Source organism: Pseudalkalibacillus hwajinpoensis, assembly GCF_039851965.1.
In the GTDB taxonomy this organism is placed as follows: Bacteria; Bacillota; Bacilli; order Bacillales; family Guptibacillaceae; genus Guptibacillus; species Guptibacillus hwajinpoensis_E.
This window is the reverse complement of record NZ_CP156675.1, coordinates 17,242-38,645: the sequence shown is the minus strand read 5'-3', so window position 1 is coordinate 38,645 and position 21,404 is coordinate 17,242. Positions and strand designations below refer to the sequence as shown.

The 21,404-nt window shown below is 37.6% G+C and carries 24 protein-coding genes; all 24 read right to left on the bottom strand.

All coding sequences use genetic code 11. The features are described from left to right. Positions 1-168: 168 nt before the first annotated feature. On the bottom strand, positions 169-516 hold the full coding sequence (locus ABFG93_RS21335; RefSeq protein WP_347553124.1) for a DUF4260 domain-containing protein: 348 nt from the start codon (positions 514-516) through the stop codon (positions 169-171). Between the two features lie 281 nt (positions 517-797). After that, positions 798-1,409 (bottom strand): 4'-phosphopantetheinyl transferase family protein, encoded by a 612-nt coding sequence (locus ABFG93_RS21330; RefSeq protein ID WP_347553123.1) that lies wholly within the window; start codon positions 1,407-1,409, stop codon positions 798-800. A 104-nt stretch (positions 1,410-1,513) separates the two neighbouring features. Then, complete coding sequence (locus ABFG93_RS21325) at positions 1,514-2,719, bottom strand: FAD-dependent oxidoreductase (RefSeq protein WP_347553122.1); 1,206 nt, start codon at positions 2,717-2,719, stop codon at positions 1,514-1,516. Beyond that, positions 2,716-3,183 (bottom strand): 3-hydroxyacyl-ACP dehydratase FabZ family protein, encoded by a 468-nt coding sequence (locus ABFG93_RS21320; RefSeq protein WP_347553121.1) that lies wholly within the window; start codon positions 3,181-3,183, stop codon positions 2,716-2,718. Before ABFG93_RS21320 ends, ABFG93_RS21325 begins: the two co-directional genes overlap by 4 nt. Before the next feature lie 14 nt (positions 3,184-3,197). After that, positions 3,198-3,956 carry an enoyl-CoA hydratase/isomerase family protein gene (locus tag ABFG93_RS21315; RefSeq protein WP_347553120.1) on the bottom strand — a complete coding sequence of 253 codons (759 nt, stop codon included), beginning with the start codon at positions 3,954-3,956 and terminating at the stop codon, positions 3,198-3,200. A gap of 9 nt (positions 3,957-3,965) precedes the next feature. Further along, positions 3,966-5,471 (bottom strand): phytoene desaturase family protein, encoded by a 1,506-nt coding sequence (locus tag ABFG93_RS21310; protein ID WP_347553119.1) that lies wholly within the window; start codon positions 5,469-5,471, stop codon positions 3,966-3,968. Continuing rightward, entirely contained in the window at positions 5,429-6,235 is an 807-nt protein-coding gene (locus ABFG93_RS21305; protein WP_347553118.1) for a 2-oxo acid dehydrogenase subunit E2, read from the bottom strand. The genes ABFG93_RS21310 and ABFG93_RS21305 overlap by 43 nt, the downstream gene beginning before the upstream one ends. Then, entirely contained in the window at positions 6,225-6,470 is a 246-nt protein-coding gene (locus ABFG93_RS21300; RefSeq protein WP_347553117.1) for an acyl carrier protein, read from the bottom strand. The genes ABFG93_RS21305 and ABFG93_RS21300 overlap by 11 nt, the downstream gene beginning before the upstream one ends. Position 6,471: 1 nt before the next feature. Next, complete coding sequence (locus tag ABFG93_RS21295; protein WP_347553116.1) at positions 6,472-8,331, bottom strand: HAD-IIIC family phosphatase; 1,860 nt, start codon at positions 8,329-8,331, stop codon at positions 6,472-6,474. Beyond that, positions 8,328-9,428 carry a ketoacyl-ACP synthase III gene (locus tag ABFG93_RS21290; RefSeq protein ID WP_347553115.1) on the bottom strand — a complete coding sequence of 367 codons (1,101 nt, stop codon included), beginning with the start codon at positions 9,426-9,428 and terminating at the stop codon, positions 8,328-8,330. Before ABFG93_RS21290 ends, ABFG93_RS21295 begins: the two co-directional genes overlap by 4 nt. Further along, entirely contained in the window at positions 9,391-10,113 is a 723-nt protein-coding gene (locus ABFG93_RS21285; RefSeq protein ID WP_347553114.1) for an SDR family NAD(P)-dependent oxidoreductase, read from the bottom strand. Before ABFG93_RS21285 ends, ABFG93_RS21290 begins: the two co-directional genes overlap by 38 nt. 9 nt (positions 10,114-10,122) lie before the next feature. Continuing rightward, positions 10,123-10,866, bottom strand: coding sequence for a 3-oxoacyl-ACP reductase family protein (locus ABFG93_RS21280; protein ID WP_347553113.1), 744 nt, complete (start codon positions 10,864-10,866; stop codon positions 10,123-10,125). 62 nt (positions 10,867-10,928) lie between these two features. Next, positions 10,929-11,216 carry a phosphopantetheine-binding protein gene (locus ABFG93_RS21275; RefSeq protein ID WP_347553112.1) on the bottom strand — a complete coding sequence of 96 codons (288 nt, stop codon included), beginning with the start codon at positions 11,214-11,216 and terminating at the stop codon, positions 10,929-10,931. A gap of 22 nt (positions 11,217-11,238) precedes the next feature. Further along, positions 11,239-13,533 carry a beta-ketoacyl-[acyl-carrier-protein] synthase family protein gene (locus ABFG93_RS21270; protein ID WP_347553111.1) on the bottom strand — a complete coding sequence of 765 codons (2,295 nt, stop codon included), beginning with the start codon at positions 13,531-13,533 and terminating at the stop codon, positions 11,239-11,241. Positions 13,534-13,536: 3 nt separating this feature from the next. After that, positions 13,537-14,619 carry a hypothetical protein gene (locus tag ABFG93_RS21265; RefSeq protein WP_347553110.1) on the bottom strand — a complete coding sequence of 361 codons (1,083 nt, stop codon included), beginning with the start codon at positions 14,617-14,619 and terminating at the stop codon, positions 13,537-13,539. Continuing rightward, the gene (locus tag ABFG93_RS21260; protein ID WP_347553109.1) at positions 14,616-15,302 is read right to left on the bottom strand and encodes a thioesterase II family protein; all 687 of its coding nucleotides are present in this window, start codon (positions 15,300-15,302) and stop codon (positions 14,616-14,618) included. Before ABFG93_RS21260 ends, ABFG93_RS21265 begins: the two co-directional genes overlap by 4 nt. Before the next feature lie 124 nt (positions 15,303-15,426). After that, positions 15,427-16,086, bottom strand: coding sequence for an MBL fold metallo-hydrolase (locus tag ABFG93_RS21255; protein ID WP_347553108.1), 660 nt, complete (start codon positions 16,084-16,086; stop codon positions 15,427-15,429). Beyond that, entirely contained in the window at positions 16,061-16,684 is a 624-nt protein-coding gene (locus tag ABFG93_RS21250; RefSeq protein WP_347553107.1) for a TetR/AcrR family transcriptional regulator, read from the bottom strand. Before ABFG93_RS21250 ends, ABFG93_RS21255 begins: the two co-directional genes overlap by 26 nt. Positions 16,685-17,515: 831 nt before the next feature. Next, the gene (locus ABFG93_RS21245; protein WP_347553106.1) at positions 17,516-18,163 is read right to left on the bottom strand and encodes a hypothetical protein; all 648 of its coding nucleotides are present in this window, start codon (positions 18,161-18,163) and stop codon (positions 17,516-17,518) included. Then, positions 18,164-19,108: a DUF6895 family protein gene (locus tag ABFG93_RS21240; protein ID WP_347553105.1), complete on the bottom strand. Its 945-nt coding sequence runs from the start codon at positions 19,106-19,108 to the stop codon at positions 18,164-18,166. A gap of 66 nt (positions 19,109-19,174) precedes the next feature. After that, positions 19,175-19,435, bottom strand: a complete 261-nt coding sequence (locus ABFG93_RS21235) for a hypothetical protein (protein ID WP_347553104.1) — start codon at positions 19,433-19,435, stop codon at positions 19,175-19,177. Between the two features lie 889 nt (positions 19,436-20,324). Continuing rightward, positions 20,325-20,414, bottom strand: a complete 90-nt coding sequence (locus ABFG93_RS21230) for a hypothetical protein (RefSeq protein ID WP_431522111.1) — start codon at positions 20,412-20,414, stop codon at positions 20,325-20,327. Then, positions 20,384-20,692, bottom strand: a complete 309-nt coding sequence (locus tag ABFG93_RS23205) for a hypothetical protein (protein ID WP_431522116.1) — start codon at positions 20,690-20,692, stop codon at positions 20,384-20,386. The genes ABFG93_RS21230 and ABFG93_RS23205 overlap by 31 nt, the downstream gene beginning before the upstream one ends. A 329-nt stretch (positions 20,693-21,021) precedes the next feature. Next, entirely contained in the window at positions 21,022-21,396 is a 375-nt protein-coding gene (locus tag ABFG93_RS21225) for a hypothetical protein (RefSeq protein WP_347553103.1), read from the bottom strand. Positions 21,397-21,404 lie beyond the last annotated feature (8 nt).

The window sequence follows — 21,404 nt, the reverse complement described above, 5'->3', positions numbered from 1 at the left end:
AAAAGAGACCCTTTGAAAATGAATTACATAAAGTATTACAAGGGGAAAGCAGTTAAGAGGATGTTATATAGTCAAAAGGACGTCTGCCCTTACGTCCTTTTTTATTATGGGAATACGTAAACACTTAATTTAAATTCTCCATTCAGTGCCTCTCCAATTATGAATATACTATACTTTCTGTAGATGAGTGACTTTGGTATTGCTTGAGTACTTTAATCCAAATCCTATACTTCGATCCATCCCAATATGCGCCACCCAAACAAGACCAGATGCAAACATCATATTGTAATCTAAAATCATGCCTCCCATGACGAATAGCCCCGGTAAAATATATGAGTGAAAAATATTGTACGTGATTGACCCGGCTTTACTATTTACTAGATAACCAAGCATTGATAAATCTGGTATTAATAAAAAAAAGAAGAATACCCACCAACTAAATCCTACTTGGGCATAGAAATAGAGCGATATTATTAATACAATCACTCCTTCAATATGCAATAGTCGTTTACTCAATACATAACCTCCTACATAGTGAATGTCTTTTAACGATATAAAGGATCTAGAGCTTTAATGAGCCTTAAGATTTCTATTACAGGAATTTTCCGTAATGTTAAATACTCGACAATGGACTTGGTGAAAACACTAAGTCAAATCAACATGTAAAAATTCTTTCCACACCTGAATGAATGTAAAAAAAGCCACTTGGACTTCCATTCCATCAAGCTATAACCGAAACTAGCAGTCTAATAAAAAGTCTAACTGCAATATGAGCAGTTAGATTTTTTGTGCTCACATCAGCTCATTCTAATACACAGCGTATGAACATCTCGATCTGTGCTAGTAGAAAAGAACTGGTAAAATTGATCTTTATACTCAATTTTATCGTGAAGCAAGGATATATCGCTCAAATGGGGTGTAAGTCCTTCTCCTGTTGCTTTACACAGCGATTCTTTTCTCGTCCACAACCATAATGTTTTCAAAGATTTTTCTCTTGGTCTTAACTGTTCAAGGTGTACTCGTTCATCTTGATGGAAAAATAATGGGTGACCAATCCCACGAACTGTTCGATGATCTTCAATGTCAACTCCTATGGGGGTAAATTGACTTATAGAAATTAGAACAGTTTGCTTAGAATGAGAAACATTAAAGTAACATTGGTTTGACGCAAGCTCAGGCTTTCCTTTTAAGCCATAGGAAAACTTGAGGTCAGCAGGTTTTTCCTTTGTCTTTCGAGATAAAAGCCAACGTAAATGCCCACGTATTAAAATAAATTTTCTTTTGTCACTTTTTCGTATAAAGCGATTCGCTCGTATATGCTCATCTAAAGAAAGATAGGATTCATATTCTTCAATACTGGGTTCTAGTGTTACAATTGGAAGTTTATGAACATCAACTGTCTCAATCATTTAACCTCTCTTGGCTTCATAGGAATGTACTTACGCCGTTTATCCTTTAATAGAAAAGACCAAGTGACTAATAAGACTCCTGCAGATAAAAATGTTCTCATATATTAAACCTCCGCTTTATTATTTGCAACGATTCCATATTGAAGTTTTTTCATCACTGTATATTTAAAAGGCATTCGATCAAGCATTCTCATTTTCCACTTTCGAATTGCGCATTCCATAGGTGAAGATGCGGCCAGGCTTTGTTCCTGTCGGGCTTGGAAACCAGAGACAAATGATATTTGTTGTTTTCGCTTGCTAACAAATTCATCAAAATGTGAAGCTGGAATAGGGTTGTTTTGATAAGTTGACAGCCCATCAACTACATACGGGAGAAGTTCAAAAGCGTCTTGCATAGCGATATTAACACCCTGCCCTAAGATCGGCGAAAGGGTATGTGCAGAGTCACCAATAAGGATAATCCCGTCCTTTGCCCATTTGTCCACATGTGCTGTGAAAATTTTCAATAAAGTTGTATCTTTCCAAGATGTAATATGATCTTTCATCGGCGCAAAGAGGCGAGGCTCAATGCTGCTAACCTTGTCAATGAACGAGTCTAATCCCTTACTCTTTGTATTAGCGTTGTCGCCTAATGAAATATAGGTTCCTACTCGTAGGTAGTTTGGATAGGTCGGTAAAATAATCACATGGTCATTTTTATGGACTTTGATGAGGTTCCCCTCTTCCCAGTTCGAGGGTTTTGGAACTTTGAACCAAATTAAATCACGGTTGAATTCTTCTTTTTTCACATCATACTCAGCTAATGAACGGAGTTGGCTAAAACGACCTTCTGCTCCGATGACCAATTGGCTATGTATCTCCTTTACTTCTCCCCCATGTTTGTACCGCACACCCACCACTTTACCGTTTTCCTTTAGCAAATCTGTGCAATTGGCTCCGTTAATATAGTGAAAAGACGGATACTTCATTGCTTGTCGTTTAATGGCTTCAAGAACTACAGGCTGTGGCATATCAATTCCAAACTTTTGAGGATGGTTAAATCGATTAAAGTCTACATTAAAAAGTTTTTTTTCTTGATCATACATTTTAATTTTGTTGACCTTAATAAACCCATGCTTTTCTAGTTCTTGATAGACTCCTAGCATTTTAAGAATATAAACGGATCCAGGAGCAATGGTTTCTCCTCGAAAGTCTCGTTTCAAAGAATTGTTCTTTTCGAGAACGACAACGTTGATATTTTCCTTTGCTAAAAGGAGTCCCATTAACATCCCAGCTGGACCTCCTCCTACAATGGTGACATCATTTTTCACGATTCTCCTCCTTCCTGTAGGTAAAAAACTAATTGTCCTCTGGCTACTTTTTTGTTATCATTTGCTTTCCGAATCGTTGCCTGTGCAGTATGGTACGACCCCATTTTCTTAACAATCTTCACTTTAGCTAGTAGTTCATCCCCAGGCTCTGAAACCGATAGAAAAGTGAAATCCTCAGTCTTAACCAGATATCCTTCCAACGGTTTTTTCTCGCCCTGCTGTAGCATCGTGAGGAGCAGGCTTGACTGTGCAGCCATTTCAATCAACAACACTCCTGGCATAACAGGATTATTTGGGAAATGCCCTGAAAAGAACGACTCGTTATGAGCTAACATTTTACTGCAAACAATTGATTCTCCATCGTAATCTACAATTTTATCCACGAAAAGAAAAGGAGGTTTCTGCAAGAGCATTTCCATCGGTCTTAATGTCATCAATTCATCATGTTTTAGCACTGTTTCCATCGGAAAATCATTCCTTATACTAAGACTTGTAGTCTATCCTTAATTTCTTTGTGTTTAAATAACTCAAGAAGATAGCTAGACTCTCTTTCCATCTGTACTTCTAGCTCAATAGCTGCACGTTCCTTTAGCAATTTTTTTGTTGCTGCAATTGCTGGCGAGTAGCCATCAGATACTTTTTTTAGATATTGATTTAGAAACTCATGTAATTCTTTTTTGTTATCGGCCAATTCATGAACAAGTCCTAATTGGAGCGCTTGTTCAGCATGGAGTATTTCACCATTGATCAGAATTTCAAACGTTTTTTCAACTCCCATTATTCGTGGGAGCAAATAACTTGCGCCTAAATCAGGGGAAATGCCCATTTGATGGAAGTTTTCTAGGAACTTTGCCCTTCGAAGGGAGATTCTTCGGTCACATGCAAGCATAATGTTAAATCCACCTCCGTAGGCATAGCCATTTATTAAAGCTACTGTCACTTTGGGAGAGCGAAAAATGGCTAACACGCATTGGTTAAGGATCTCTAATACTTGCACCAGATTTTGGGCCCCATCTTCTCCTACACATGTTAATAAGTCTTCTGGTCTTGGTCCACTGCTAAAAAAAGCACGGTGTTTACTTTCAAAGACGATCGAATTGATGTTAGGATCCTGATTTGCCTGCCTTATATGCTTTAGCAAAAATGTAGCCATTTTTAAATCAAGGCCATTCTTTTTTTCCGGATAATCCAACGATAAATAGATCGTTCTTTCTTCTTTTCTCGCTTCAATACACATGATCTTCACCTACACTGAGACTTTTTGATTTGCTGTTTTTGCGAGTTTTTTCCAAAGCTTATAGCCTGATAGAATGACAGATACCACGCCACCACCTGGATCCGTCCATTGTCCAGAAATGTACAGCCCTTTAATCGGCGTTTCATGCTGTGGCTTCCCTGTCATTTGATTGTTGTTTTGTTCCCAGCCGTAAATGGAACCATAGCTGTTATTCGTATAATGCTCCATAGTAAGGGGAGTACCTGATTCCACATGTTCGATATGATCACGAAGGTTTGGAATCGCTTGTTCGGCCATTTCAATCAAACGATCCTGGTATGCCTCTTTTTGCTCCTTCCAACCGCCCTCAATATTGTAGGGAACTAGTGTAGTCAATACAGCTGTATGCTTTCCTTCTGGAGCCAGAGACGGATCGGCCAGTGTCGGTGTTGAAATCGCTAAACCACTCAAACCTTCTGTACCTAGTTCATTTAAACGATTATGTTTGTCCATGAAGTCGTCATAATTATAGTCATTATAAATGAATGTTTCATGAGATAAGTTATATTGCTCCAACGGTAGGTCAACTCCGAGAAACACCTCAAATGCCGATATAGATGGCTTAAGTTTCGCAATTCGTTTGTTGTATCGTACTGGGAAATGCTCTTCTCCAACGAGGTTGTTTACCATTTTTAAAAAGTCACCATTGCACACGACTATAGGAGCTTCTACATACTCTCCAGTTTGTAAATGAACCCCTTTTACTCGCTTCTCTTCGACCTCGATTTTTAATACTTCATTTCGTAAGCACACTTCTCCGTCTAGAGATTCAATGCGCTTAACAAATACATCTGCAAGCTTTTGAAAACTTCCTTTTGAGTAATAGATGTCTTCTTTGAAATAACTCATAATAGCATAGGCGAAAAACATCGCCCCCCCTTGAGTAGGTGGGGTACCGTAATATGCCCATAAAGCCGAAAAAGAGTAAATGGCTTTTGGATCTTGTAAAAAGGACGAAGTGAGCTCATGAAAGGTCTTATTTCTATATTTAAGCATGAAAGGGTTTGACAGAACCTTCATAGGATCTCCTGAATGTAAGAGCATGAGAGTTACTTCATATAGCTGCTCCATTTCTCGAACCAAGGCTTTTATATTTTCACTTTCATGAGGAAATTGTTCGCAATAAGCTTGGATTAATCCATCAATTGTACTTGAGACCTCAATTTTGCGGTCTGGATAATATGCGGTATAAATGTCATCAAGTTTGATAAAATCCATTTCGTCGGCTACGCCAGCTTTTTCAAGTAACTCATCCAATAAGCCTCCATCCTTTGCTCCTGCTGCAATTCGGACTGCAGAATCAAAGGTGTATTTCTTTCGTCGAAATGAATGGGCATACCCTCCTGCTCGATAATGGCGTTCCAAAACTAAAACAGAATACCCTTCTTGTGCCAGAAAGGTCGCTGCACTCAATCCTCCCATACCTGCGCCAATTACGATGACATCATACTCAGATTTTTTTGGTCGTCTTGCCATTGTTGTTCCTCCCAATTCTCTAAATTTGTTTTTACTTCATTTAAAAACTCTGCTGCTAAAGCACCATCAATTGCACGGTGGTCAAAGGTCATACTTAGAGGCAGAATTGATGTGACGATAATTGCTCCATCTTTGATAATTGGTTTTTCAGTAATGCCCCCAATGCCAAAACAAATTGTGTTGGATGTAATTGGGTATAATTGTTGAACAGGTAAATGACCCAAGGAGGTTACTGTGAAGCTACCTTGTGTTTTTAAGCGTTTGTCTGGATTTTTTAAAATTTGTTTATAGATGATCCTACCAAGCCAGACAGGCAAGCTTTGGAGCTTTCGTACCGATTCAAAAGCGTTCCCTCTTTCAAAGGGCATCTGTTTCATCCGATCGATGTGTTCTTGAATCATGTGAATCGACTGTTCATTAGATTTTGGAATCACATTCGATACGACAATTTGCTGATTTCCTACTTGCTTATTGATTGTAAACTTTGCATGGACTTGATCGTACGAAATGTATTTCGGGCGCCACTTGCCCTGGACACTTGTGTTTACTTCAGGAAACTTCTCAATAGCTCTAGAGATAGCTGAAATTACATAGCTAACATAGCTAACGGAGTAGTTATTTTGTTTGTGATTGGCTCTAGATTCTTTGAGTTTCGATGCCTCTACATCCATATTCAAATAAATTGCCTGTACCTCACGTGCCTGTTCAAGAAAATGAAATGTATGCCTTCGTACAGGAGGCAACCATTGCTTTTTAATGGTCATGTTTTTCTGCCTCTATTAAACTAACAATGTCCTGAATGGTTTCCACATTAAGAAATTGCTCCATACTAAGACGAACATTGAACTCAGCTTCAATACTTGTGAACATACGGAGTGTATTCACCGAATCCCACTCATCGTTTTCTTCTTTACGATAGCCCATGGATAATTCCTGTTCTTCACATTCTAGTATTTCAGCCACTACTTCAATAATCGATTGTTGTACACTTGTGATCACGTTATACGCTCATCCCTTCTTCTGATGCTGTAAGCTGAATCCATTCCACTTTCTCAATTTCCTTCTTGAATAGATATACCCAGCAAGTAGAATTCTCACCATAGTCCACGAACTCAAAGCCATTATTTTGATAAAAGTCAGAAACCAATTTGTTTTTTTGGCTTGGTTGATAATTCCCAATAACCTCGGATACTCCCTGCGATTTTGCGTTTTCTAGGATAAGTCGCAGTACTTCGCTTTCTACATTTCGCTGGAAAACTCGACAGCTCATTACAAAATTCTCAATTAACCACCTATGCTCTTCTTTTTTGACATGGACATAGCCAACGATCCCGTTATCCCCAAACTTATCTTTTAGGCGGAACCCATATATACTACTGCTTTCACTGTTCGAGATAACGGCCACTTCGCTTTCTGTAAGCCGATTTGTTGTCATATTAAATTGATTAGTTCGCTGCGATAGTTGAGTAATTCTAGGAATGTGAGCTGAAAGAACTTCAAATAAGTCCAGTTTCATTTCCAACTGTAATAGGTACTCTTCAATAGAAGCGGAGTCTTCTTTTAGCTCTTCTCTTTTCGCAATTTGTTTATATTTCTCTAACCTTTTATGATCTTCGTCTGTTGAGGTCATCGTATTGAAATATCCATCAATCAAAAGGTCGTGAATATAAAGACTAGGGTCCTGTGACAAAGGGATGACCGTCACCTCTGGTAGTTGGCTGGAAACAAGCTCTCTTTCAAACGGATTGTCATCCACAAAAACAATGCTATCTCTTCCAAGATTTAAGCGACTCGCCATGTTAGCAAGACTTTCTGATTTGGGTCTCCAGTTGCAAGAAATTTGAACAAAATCTTTTTCAGAAAGAACCATGTCATCATGAGAAGTGAAAATATCTTTTACATTGTCCCAGTCGTTCTTGCTCACAATTGTTAATAGAATTCCTTGTGCTTGCAGTCGTTGAATCACTTGTTGAAAGGCAAAAAATTGATTGCCCGGGAACGCCTTTGAAAGCTGAACCCCATGCACTCCATCATCTCCAATGATGCCGCCCCAAAGTGTATGGTCTAAATCTAAAGCAAGGACCTTTTGGGTTAGTCCTTTAATTGAAGCCACAATGGAAGCTATCTCTTTCGAAAACACTTGCCATACATTTGCGGTATAGCTCATCGAAGCATAATGCTTCATGCGTGGATCACGGGTTTCTCGCACGTCTTGAGTGAGTACTTCGAAGTCTAAGACAATAACACTTTCTAAGGTAGTATGAAGGTTCAATAGATTTTGGTTGAACTGCCTCCAAAGCATACTTACTTGCTGCTTTTCTCTATAATTTGTTACGGCCTTCCAATCGTATAAAGGCATAGGAATGGTATGAAGAACAATGGTCGTCGCCATCCGATTGGTGTAAACCGTTAATACCTTTTTAATCTCTGCCAAGGCTTCGTCAAGGGCATATGATAAAGTCTCTGTTGACCATCCTCTATCGCCAAAATGCTGATAAATGATCGATTCATCAAGAGAGCAAACCGTAACATCTGGATCAAAGTATTCTAAGTCGCTTCCAGGCTTGAGCATAAGCAAGTTCCATTGGTTAAATCCACCCGTAAATAATTGGATATTGAGGTTTCTTTTTGAAGCCTCATATCTTGTTATGTTGTCGAGACCTTGAGTAGTGTGACTACCGACGAAAGCAACCTTAGCTAGAACGCCATCACTCTCTATTTTTTCAAGTAACTTACCAGCTTTTTCTTGTCCTGCGGATGTCGAAATTTGGTGTAGTAAATGTTTTACGTCATTGCCATTCACGTTTTGATATAGTCTGGTTAGCTCTTTCAGCTTTTTTAGTGCTTCCTTCTCGGTCATTGACGATTGCCCTCTTTATAAATAAGTGTAATTCCTGTCTTTATCCACTTTGAAGATTCAATTGCTATACCAACAACCTTGTCACCAGGGGATAAATTGTTTTGTAATTTTTTCATTTGCAGATATGGTAGTGCATTGCCATTGTTCCCGGTATCCTGTACACAATTAATCGTAGAGTCTAAGTCCAGTCCAAGTGATTCTATGATTCTTTTGGTCATATTCCATCCAAGCTGGGGAGGTAAATAATATTTAACGTCCTCATAAGTCCAATTCATATCGGTTAGCAATTCTTCCAATACTTCCTTTGTCATAATTGGTACTGATGTTTCAATTGCTTTATAGTCTTCATTTGCTGATTGGAATTGCTTACGAATGTCTCGTTTACTAAGATCATGAATGTTTTCTGGAATCGAACCAAACCAATTCATAATCTGACCTGGTTTTTTGCCCAATCCTTCAAAATAATTTTGGATATGCATAATTTCTAAACCGTCTCGATCTTCGTTCGTCAATACGACTGAACCTGCTCCGTCCCCAAAAAGGGCATAATTAATCAGCTCTGAGGAACGAAGCTTTTTGAAATCCCTCTGCAAATCCATGTATTTATTGCAGACATCTCCCCCAATAACGAGCGCATGGCGATAAGTACCTAAGGTTAAAAATTGAGTTGCCACATCAATTCCTTGAAGAGCACCAGAGCAACCGGCTTGAATTTGGTAGGTACGAATATGTGATAGCCCCAATCGGTCAGCTATGAGATTTACGGTTGATGGCATTAAATGATCAGGGGTGGCAGTTGAAAGAACGATAATGTCAATTTCTGTTTTCTCAATGCCCGCGTCTTCTATAGCTCGCTCTGCAGCCATTGTGCAAATGTCCGTCAAATCGAAATTAACGGTACGCTCTTTAAAGTCAACTGCAAAATAACGTGAGACATTTCCTATCATGAGCTCTATCCAATCTTTACGAATGGATAGAACTTCCTCCATTTGGTCGTTGGTCACGGGCTCACCTGGCAAATACTCTCCAAAACCAACCATCCGTACGGCTTTGTGTACTTTATATTCCTGTTTCAATTCCTGCGCCAACATGGACATTCTCTCCTCCCATCAATTCAGTCGGGCCTTCAATCAACATGCCTAAAGCTGGGATATATTCTTCTAAAGTTGGAAGTTTGGGTTTAAGACTGAATATTTCGACTTTATTTTTCATACTCTTCTTTTCAACTTTTTCAAACTCGTTATTGTAGTATCCAAATGTCATTGCATTTACATTTAATTTAAAAGCGCCTAGTTCTCTCGACATACATTTCATTAATGAAAGTTTTGCCTGATTTAAGATTGGTGAGCTTGGATAACCTGCGTAATAAAGTGGATCATAAAAGAGTGGGAAGATAACTTTTCCTTTTTTTGGCTTCACCATTTGGCCAACGACGACTTTGCTTACGACAAATATTCGGTTAAGTGTATCAACTATAATTTGATTAAGCTTTAATGGATCTTGATCAAAAAGTGACTCTTCATTAAGCATTTCATTTCCATGAATAAGAGTATCGATTGGATTTCCTTGTAGAGCTTCTAGTAATTTTTCCTGCAATGCATGTTCTTCAACGCTTTTTATGTAAATTGATTTTTGGTTTGGGTTTAGTACTGCATAATGTTCGCAGGCTTTTTTATCGTAAAATAGAAGGAAACATTGATATCCTTTGTTTTCGAAATGAGACGCAATCAGTTGATTAACTTTTTCTTCTCCGTTCGTTATCAGTACGTATTTAGTTGTCATCTTTTCCACCTACCTTAAGAATCCTCCGTCCACTTTTAAGACGGTATCGGTTACATAGTCACTTAAATCGCTTGAAAGGTACAGAACGTTTCCGGCAACTTCTTCTGTTGTTCCTAACTTTTTTGCATTTGTAAAACGAAGGAAATTGGAAAGTTTATCTTCCGGTACATGATGAATCATTTCCGTTTCAATCATTCCAGGTGCGATTGCATTAATTGAAATACCTTTTGAGTGATACTTTCGAGCAAGAAGTCGAGTTAACCCAATAATGGCGCCTTTTGATGCTCCGTAATTCGTCTGGGCTTCTCGTCCGGCAACCCCTGTTACAGATACGACATTGACTATCTTGCCTTTTTGTTGTTGCTCCATAAATGGCAGAACAGCTTGACAAAAATTCAATGATCCAGAAAAGTTGGTGGAAATAACCTGGTTCCAATCTTTTTCTTCCATTTTAAAGATGAACTGATCGCGGTTAATCCCTGCATTGTTGACAAGGATATCGACCGTTCCATACATGTTAGTTACATTTTCGATTGTAGATTGTACAAATGCTTGGTCGCTAACAGATCCCTTAATATAGTGAACTTTTTGGCCATGGGCATTTAATTCTGCCTCTATTTCTGTTGCTGCAATATCATTGTTTGCATAAATGCCGATAACAAAAGCACCATGCTTCACAAACGTTTGAACAATCTCTTTTCCAATTCCTCGAGTTGCGCCTGTCACTACGGCAATTTTATCTTTTAAAAGCATGCTAACCCTACTTTCAATTTAAGATGGGGAGCACAGCTTAAGAGCTGCACCCCATCGTGTTATTAGCTGTTTACTGTTTCTTTTAATTGCTCCTCGACAAAAGCAGAAAGTGTCGCAACTGAATAGAAGTGCTGGCGGATTTCTTCTTCTTCAAGCACTTGTAGAAGAATGCCAAACTCGGCTTCTACACCAGAAACAACGTCAAGCGCTTCAACTGAATCTAATCCAAGACCATCACCAAAAAGTGGTTCATCGTCTTCAATTTCATCAGCTTCAATGTCTTCCAATTCCAATCTCTCAATTAAAATGTTCACCTTAATGATTTCTTTGATATCGTTTAATGTTTTCATAATAGAAAAACCTCCAAGTTTTTTATTTTGATATAGCCATCGCCATACAATTACCATTTATCGAAGTTGTTAGGATCAATCCTGTTTTCAACTGACCATTCGTCCACCCTAGTGAACGAGTGATCTCTTGTTGCTCTTCCTCTGTTAAGGCAAGTAATTCAACTGCAGCTTGTGTATGATACAATGAGCCATTTGACTCCATGTAGCCGAAAGTGTCATTTAATGTGGAAATTGGTATGCCGCCAAGCTCTGACTTCAGTCTAATAAATTCGTCAGTATCGGACACATTGTTGTTATGATAGAATATAAAATCGACATCAGAAACTGTTAGATTCGCATCATATAAACAACGGGAAATACTATTTTGAATGGTTTGGTAGAGGTTATCTTCAGAATTAAAGCTCATTCCAAATCCTTTGACCTTAGCATATACATCTAGTCCTTGCTGTACTGCTATTTCCTTATCTGCTAATGTTAAAAAAGTACTTCCTTCAGTTGTTTCATACGTACTCTCAGTTAAGTGAAGAGCTCTGTCAATTTCAGTTGATAAATCCGAAGCCTCATCCCCTGCACCGACGAGAACGGTTTTTTGTTTTCCATCTTTAATTGTCAACGTTCCATATAGCATTGCGTGTAATCCATCGGTTCCACCAGAGCTATGGGAGCTGCTAAATCCTTTGATTCTGAATTTTTTGGCGATCTTCCCTGCTGTGGAATTCAATACCATGTCAGGAAAGTAAACTCCACTTGCGTTATCAATGCCCCGATCAAGAATGGAGCCCAAATACTTTTCTGCACTCTTTAAGCTTCCTCTCGAGGTCCCGTAGACGAGCCCGATATCTTCTGACCACTCTTTGTCTTGCAAAGAATTCTTAATAGCGAGGTCACAGGCACCAATACTATATTGAGTCAATGGATTCATACGTCTTTCGTAAAGAGCTTTATTGTATTCTTTTAAAGAAAATTCTAGTTTAGTCTTAGGAGAAGAATGAGTAGTGAAGGATGATAGGATGCTTCCGGATTTGTTTGCTAACGCGTGAACAGTACCAAATCCACAAATAACAACGTCTGATTGCTTTGTTGTTTCGCTATTACTATCAAAGATAGGTGTTTGAGGAGAATGAAAGACATTTTTTGATAGAATTGAAGCGTTATGGCCGCCAAAAGCTGAATTGTTACATAAAAAGTAGTCTGGAGTTTCGGCTCGCATTTCATTAGTAACAAGTTTTGCAGTTTCACAGCCTTCCCTAGCTTTCTCAAAGTGAATCGTTGCTGGCAATAGGCCATGCTCTAAAGCTAACAAGGTAGTGGCATATTCAATTGCAGCTGCTGCTCCCAGATTATGACCAAAGTAAGCTTTACTAGAGCTGACATTAATGTCCTTAAATCCATCACCGAAAAAGGATTGTAGCCCTTTTAACTCGGCAGGGTCATTGGCCTTGGTGCCTGTCCCATGGGTGTTGATGTATTCTATACGTTCGTTTTCAACACCGCCCTGCGCCACCGCCATTTGAACTGCATGCAAGATTCCTTTTCCTTCTGGCTCCGGAGCAGTTTCATGATATGCATCACTACTAAGTCCATAACCGTTGATAACCGAGTAGATTTTCGCCTCTCTTCCAAGCGCTTTTTCAAGAGGTTCTAATACCAAAAAGGCGGATCCCTCACCAAGACTCAGACCATATCTGTGGTTATAAGGTGAGCAAGGTTTATCGTTCAATGCTTTTAATGCATTGAACCCAGCGTAAACTGATGACGACATGGAGTCTGATCCACCTGCAATCATTGCATCAGCATATCCATGCTGTAGCATGTCGCACGCAAATCCAATGGCATTTCCGCTTGCCGCACATGCAGTATTCAAAGTCATCACTGGACCATTAAAGTGGAAATGCTTTGCCACAGAGTCACCTTGTTGGAAAAACGGATAATTTTTAGTTAATTGACTATCCAGATTCGATAATCCATTTTGCTGCTCAAGTGAATTTAATCCCCCATTACACGTTCCAAAAGCTAGACCAATTGTCTCAATGTTTTCCTGTGCTAGTTTCGCTTCTCCTAACGCCTCTTGAATGGACAAAATGGCGTACTGGGAACAGCGATCAAAGGAGGTTTGTTCTTCTGGTGAAAAATGATCGGATGGTTCATAGCCTTTAATTTCAGCACCAATATTACTAATAAACTTACTAGCATCAAACGACTGAATGTTATCAATTCCTGTTTGATTTTGTTTCATATTTTCAAAGGTTTCTTTTTTGTTTTGACCTAGTGCTGATAGAATACCAATTCCGGTAACTGCTATTTGGAATGTTTTCATTTATTACCACCTCGCTTTTTTCCATTTTTGCATCATAAGAAGGGTAGACAATATTATTTTCAAAGGAATGTTATTGCTTCCACTCTGCCTCAATACACTTAATGGAATTATTTTTTGAATAATACCTAAGTGATTAGGAGACCCGTGGAAATCATCAAATTCAATGAACTGCAAGTTTGAAACATTTTCTTTTATAAAGGACTTCTCAGAGAATGGAATAATCTCATCACGTGTGCTAAAAATATAAGTAATTGGAATGGTGAGCCGACGGATATTTTCAGGAGATATTGCCAATCCTCTCATATGACTCTGAAGTTTATCTTCCCCAAGGTTGCACACATGAGACAGTGTTCTTCTGGTAATGAAGGGTACATTCTCCTCTGAGTACTCTTGATAAAAACGATTGAGAGGTGCTCCAACAGTGGTAATCCCTTTAATTCTTGGGTCAATTAACGATTGTTTAATAGCTAATTGGCCACCAAAGCTCATGCCAACAATAAATGTGTTTTCAACATCCGTTTGGTTGGCTAGGGAATTTAGAATCATTTCAATCATCTGATGAGATGATTCTTGAAAGGTCAAACTATTTTCTCCAACCCCTGGAAATTCCGTGACAACAACCGATACCCCCATCTTTTTCCCTGTCTCAAGAAAAACACTCCACTGTTCTTTAATAGAAACAATACCGCCTAAGACAAGTAAGCAAGGTTTTCTAGGATCAAGATTTGCTGTATAAAAAGAAAGTTTTCTGCCTTGTACATAAATTGTATGTTTTTCCACATTTTCATCACAATAGTGGTCTTCAAAAGCATGAACTAACTCTTGGCTGGATTCCTTTTGTACATTTGTTTCTGGATACGGAAACCGTGCAAAGTTATAGCACTGGATGGCATCTGATACATGTCCATTTTCTAAGCTTTGTTTCGCGGCATTTCTCCAAACGAAATCCCATGCTCCTTCGTTTATGTTCTCATGAGTTGGTTCTTTATAAATTGAATTGAGAACATGCTGAGGGTTTATTCCCTTAAACTGCTGTGATTTAATGTGTAGCTTTGCATATTTTTTTAATTCAGATAATTTAATCAACTAATCGCACCTACTTGAACGTACTTTAACAGGAGGGATTGAATAATCTCTGGGTGCTTGAGGATCTGAAAGTGATCACCATTTATCGCTTTTATGATCACTGGGTAATCCATACATTTGTTCCATAAATGGATTTTTGTTAAATCTATAATTCGATCGTCAGTTCCATTAATGACGTATGTAGGAAAAGGTAAAGATTCTTTTTTAAGAACGAACGTTCCCACTATTGATAAATCTGCTCGTACGATTGGAGCAAACCATTTTATAAACATTGGGTGTTTTTGCAAATGGTCTGGAATTCCTCCGAGAGCACCCATCTTTTGCATTAATGTTTGATCATCCTCCCTTGTTACTTGAACGGCGCCATTGTATTCCTGTAAAGGATTCACACCACTTAATATACGAAACAAAGGATCGTGATGCTTTAAGCGCCTGGTTATATCATAAGCCAGCAACGCACCCATGCTATGACCAAACACCCCCCAAGGTTTACCGTCTTGTATGGTTTCCTCTACCTGAGCAATTAGTGATTCAGTCGCTTCATTAAAATTTTCTACTAATGGCAAATTCCCCATTTTTCCTCTTCCAGGTAAATCAAACGAAATGACTTCTACACCTTCCAGTTTCCATCGTTTGAACATCGATGAAGAACCTCCAGCGCAATGAAAACAGAGTAGCTTCATTTAGCACCTCCTTTAGTAACCATAGGTTACTAACCCATGGTTACTAACCTATGGTTACTATAATACACAGTTAAAATTACAATATCAATCATTTAATTGTTAAATAATTTAAAATATTGCTTTTTTATGTAAATTTTGTTAGATATTGATCTATTTGTTTATGGGGCACATCAATGTCATTCCCGTGACAAATACTAACAGATTTGGGTTTCAATTCTTTTACGATACGGCCACTCTTTACAGCTTCGTTCATATTTGAAGTAAACATAGCTATGGGTTTTTGTAGTTTCCCTTTTTTAGAGGTAAACAAATCTCCACCAATAAGAATACGATCCTTCTCATGGTAATACACTACGTGTCCAGGAGAGTGGCCAGGCGTATGAATAGGAATTAGGTTCGCTATCTTTTTAAATATACCATCATCTAATTTTTCTAGTGGTTGGACGATGCCTGGTTGGACAAGCTTTTCTGTTTTTTTTCTACCAGGGAAAGGTTCTTTTCCTTCCATGTGCTTGATATCGTTTTGATGAGCAAACACAGGAACATTTTCTGCTTCAACAATTTTATTTACTCCACCTACATGGTCGGAATGACCGTGAGTTAAGAGAATTCCTTTTAAAGAACCTAACTTTTCAGCTTCGCTTAAAATTCTCTTTCTCATAAAGGGCATTCCAGTGTCAACAAGATATATTCCATCATCAACTGTTACAATCCATGCACTCATTTTCATAAAAAACCAAGCTTCGATTTTATATATGTTAGGAGATACCCTGAGGATTTTCACTTGCCATCACTCCTTTAACAAAATAATGGACCGACTGTTTAACAATTGGAAATACTCTTCTTTCAATTTGAATCACACGTTCTTCCACATCTTTATATGTCATGATGATTCCATGAAGCATATAATAAATCATTCGACTGAACTCAAGTAGTTGGGCTTCACCCCAATCCGTAAAGTTTTCCTTAACTGCTGATTTTAATGAATCAAAGAGCCTTAATCTCGTCTTATTTAACTCCCATTTTGTTGAAGTTAAATCCACTCTACTAGCATCAAATGTTACAAAGGCTTGGTACAAATTCCTATAAAATAAACCGAAGTGAACAAAGGTTTGTGATGTTCTTATGAGTTTTTGCTCTGGTGAGAACTTTTCGTTCGTTAAAATCGCATTCATTTCTTTTATTAATTTATCTAAGGGTTTCTCTGCTAATTCTTCTAGTAATTTTTGTTTGTCATTAAAATACACGTATATACTCGTATGGGAGCAATCCGCTTCTTTTGCAATTTCTCGTACGGTTACCTGTTCATAACCTTTCTTATAAAACAGGGTTTTTGCTGCAATTAAAATCCTATCTCTAGCTAAAATTTCTTTTTTTGTCAATGTATTATCCTCCTTTTTGTAACCACTGGTTACTAACCATTGGTTATATTATATTGAAAATTCCTTAGCTATTCAAGAACAAATTCTGAGCTCATTGTGCGATTAAAACTCCATAGGTGCGTTTAATGACTTGGTAATGCACCGTCTTACCTCATTCAACTTAAGGCAAACTACTCTCAAGGCACCAAGAATACACGATATTGGCAACACACCTTGGATTATGGAAAGAAAAGCGTTGAGGCAGCAATTAAACTGTCTAAAAACAAATTATCAATTTAAGTTATATATAAGCAGGTTCAATATACCTATTAACAAATCGGTAAAGCATATATCTCAACACTTCATAGAATGTATATTATACACGAAGTTATTATTAGTTTTACACCATTATATTCAAATTATAAAACTATAACTTTAATTACTAATGTGATTAAACAACACTTGTTACTGTTCAACTCGTTACTTACCATGACGGTACAGAAGAGTATATGTTTAAATACAACTCTTGTTACCGTTCAACGTTACTCCACTTATCTAAAAGAGCGTGACACGTAGTTTAAATACAACTCTTGTTACTGTTCAACTTTATCGTCTATCCTTAATACCACAACGGAGACATCCTATCAGCTTCAACTAATCACTTCTTATCCTTTTATCTAATCTAAAGGGGTTAATGCCTGTGATAGATGCTGGTGATTTACAATAATTGATGCACTTGCAATTCTATTTGTCCCAACATCTTCAGGGGCATTGACATAACAGTTTTATCAGACCCAATTGTTCTAACAGTAATTAATAGCAATATATAACGAATCACATCGAAAGAACTGCTTAAGGTACTTTGTGATTTTCTGACATTAGCAGGTCACTAGCACTTCTATTTATAATGCGAATCTGATCATAATTATTATGAAAATGCTGGGTTGCTACTTGAGCTAACGCCCATAACACTTCAACGGTAAGACCCAACCTGACATCTTCATTTGACTTAGTTTCGCTTTGAAGTTGCTTTACTTCCCTATCTAACAGTCCAAAAGTCCCGTCAGGTTGTTGTTGATCTAACAAATAGTCTTGTGCTTCTAATAGTAGGGTACCATTTAAATTTAAAGATGCTGCTGCTCGAACAAGGGCAGCTACCACTGAAATATCACCATAGTGTGCAAATGAGAGAGCTATACCTCCAAAGATTTGAGCCCACTCTTGTTTTCCTTCTATATTATCTGGCAAAATGTTCTGACTGGATAAGCTTATGTCTTTGGTTAAAGCTAGAATCTCTTTTCGATCCATTTCGATTAATGAGATTGGTGAAGTAAGGTTTACCTTCCTACTTTTATCTTCCATTAATACACTCTTATCTAAGTAGATTCTTTCACAGAACCAAAGACCAATTTCACTCATTGCTACATATTGGCTATCTTCCGCATTTACATTCTGAAGCCATTGTTGTGCGCGTTCAGCAGCTTTTTTTAACCGAGACACTTAAATATCTCCCCTTTTTTCTTTCCTCATACTATTCATTGAAGTAGCACAATACAGTACCCCAACAAGTGTTGTATGGTAACAATTTTGAAAGGTCTCCTCCTCGTCATCTTCTCTATCGAGATCTCGTTCTAATCTCATGCCAGGAATCCCCCCATCGTTTCTCCAAGCTTCTTGGAAGGCTTGTGATGCTTTTGCATAAATAAAAGAATCATTGCGTCCTAGACAATTTAGATTAATCAATAACTCTCCCATCAAGTCCCAGTGCCCTACTCTCCAATAGTGTATCAAAAGGTACTCAATTAGCTTAGTAACGTGGTCTATTTCGGATGCTGCAATGGGAGTATTTCTATTTCCAAAGTCTGTTAAGTAAAACAAAGTATGTGTAACAGAGTAAGCGGCATCATTATCCAAGGATAGGGGGCTGCGGAAGCGTCCTAACACTGTCGACCGATAAAGCTTGTACCAATCAGGTTCGTGGTTAAAATAACCTGATTTCCAGCACATATACTGTAGATCTAGAGACCGGTAAGGAACTAGCTCTATAGACTCAAAATATCCCCAACGTTGAATATAATCTAAAGTATCTTCGTAATATGTAGAACGGTAACCTGTGGAACGTAACATTAAATAAGGTAATAAATAGAGAAAGGCACTCCTTGGACTCTTACGTACCATTTGTGCATAGGACTGTTCTTCACAGTGTTTCAAGATAAAGTTACGCCATTTAGATAAATGGTTATCGATATGCAGGTCATTCCATTCTTCTAGAAGTGCATAAACGAGTGTTAACTCAGCAAACGATTTTAAGTCTGAATTATTAAAATCTCCAGTTCTGATTGGAGAAAACCGTTCTAGATTCCGGTCTATCCAGTCTATACTACTAGTCGCATATTTTTTTAAATCCTGAAATTCCAATTGGTTAAATTGAACATCATTTTTCAAGTAGAAAGACCCCTTTCAAGCTACATAAAGGCCGAACGATAATTCGGCTCTTTATAATTTTTTCTATTATTTAGGTCTGATGTTAGGGTTGATATTAGGAATTTCCCGATCGATATTTATGTTATCTAACCTAGATTTGCCTATTTTGTCATCTCCCCTAAGTAGAAAATGCTTAGTTGCAAGTTCCCACTCTGCATCGTCTCCAGGATTAGTCAAGTTTTTTTCATATACATCAAGAAGCTGGTCAGTTGTAAGATTAGGATTTAATAAACCACTTTTTTGAAGTTTTTGAAATGCTTCTTTCAACTGCGGATTTTTTTTTGGCATTGATTACTCCTCCTTTTTATTGGCACACATAACTTTTAAGTGTTGAACCAATAACTTTATATATGTTAACTGATGGAAGAGTATGACTACTAACTAGCATCGGGTCTAAAGACCTAAAAAACCCAAAGAATGTTTTTTCATTATTAGTGGCGAATCAATGATTTACGGTGCGTTGAGCTTCATAATTTTCGGTAGGTATATAATCCATATGTAGATATTTGATTGTAATATTGGTCAGTGTATGTTTTTTAATATTAGGGGAGTGAAGAGGTACTAGTTATTCTTTTTCAGCGTAATCAATACTGTCTAGAATCTCACTTCGAATACGGGTCTTTTGATGTTTAGCATTGATTTTGTAGCTTTATGTTAACTAGATTGCTTACTGATTTAATGTGGGACGAAGAAATTGGGAATAGCTTGATACTTTGTCTTATAACAGGTTAATAGAGCATATAATAGACTTCAAAAGGGGTCTTCTGTGTTCAGGACGGACTATCTCTTTATTTTTTCAATTAAGTTTAAAATCAACGTTAGCAAAGATATTAAAAATAATCCAAACGTACAAATAACTAACATTTAGCAAACTGCTTTAATTGATTCATAGTTGGGTGAATATTTCCCGTTATCCACTCATTTAATTTTTTGAATTTTTTATAATAGTTCTTTTTTTAATGAGCGATTGTATGCCCATTCCAATAGCTCAGCTTTTACTGGTACCCTATTTGCCACGATTTTCACCTTCTTTATCCACATTACCTATTTATTACATTTAAATATACCTATAAAAAGTAAATAAGTGAAGAATTATCAGAATGAATAGATAAAGTGATCTTTATTACAAAATGTGTAATTATTTTTACTACCACTAAACTAAACAAGATATAAATCATTATAGTAATTTATTACTACTTTTTTTGTTTTCTAAATACCTATAAAAAGTAGCCCTACTCATACCTGTAGCATCCAATATCTCCTGGATACTATATTCCTTGCTATCATACATCCGAAAGGCCATATCCAGCTACGGTCTTGCTTAATTAAGATTTGTGCTAAATGATTTTGAGACCTGAGTATTTCGTTAATATAGTTCTTTTTCATAAAATATTCAACGCTTATTCTAAAATGAGCTTTAGCTTTCTCATTTTCATCGTATTGATGTTCAAAGATGTCTCCTAAACAGAAATGATAAACACCCAACTGATGATTGTTCAAGTCATCATTCTCTATATCAACATGTTTTAATTTTTCTTCAGCCAACGATACCTTCAACATCTGGCGAATCAACTGCTGCTTTTGTGATGATCTTTATTCTAGCTGGCTGCACGCTTTCTATTTTGTTCGCATTCATAGTCTATCTAACGAGTGATGAGAAAAAGGGATGGGGAAGTATCGGACTGCTTCTCACACTTTTCAACGTTTGTGTAATCGCTTACTTCATCTGAGGTGGAATTCGGCTAGCTTAACCTGTCAGATTAAAGATCGACAGATGCTAACATAAGAAGCATTAACTAAAAAACGCCTATCCCTGTATTCTGGGAAATAGGCATTTTTCCATTTATATACAAATTTAACTTGTCATAAGGTGCTTAATCTCGAAATTTGACCGTGATTTTCTCTGGACTTGATTTGGACAAATAAAACTCTGCTTTGCCGTTACCACCATCTACTTCATCCGAAAGCCCAGACCACACTTTGCATGTTCCAGGTGAGAGAAGTGCGTAACCAATCGTATCATCAGAGTTAGTCTGGTCTTCCTCCATTAAGGTAATCTCATGGATACCAGTCCCCCCCACCATACATGCTTCGAAACTTCCACCTCCTGATAAAATGATTTTACTCTTCGAAGTGAAGCTTGAAGATCCTGCCTTGTCCCACTTTTCTGCTCCTGCATAAATGGTTTGAGGACCGATAAATGCTGCAATCATAATTAGAGTGAAGGCTGCTACCGATAACTTTTTCATTATTGTGT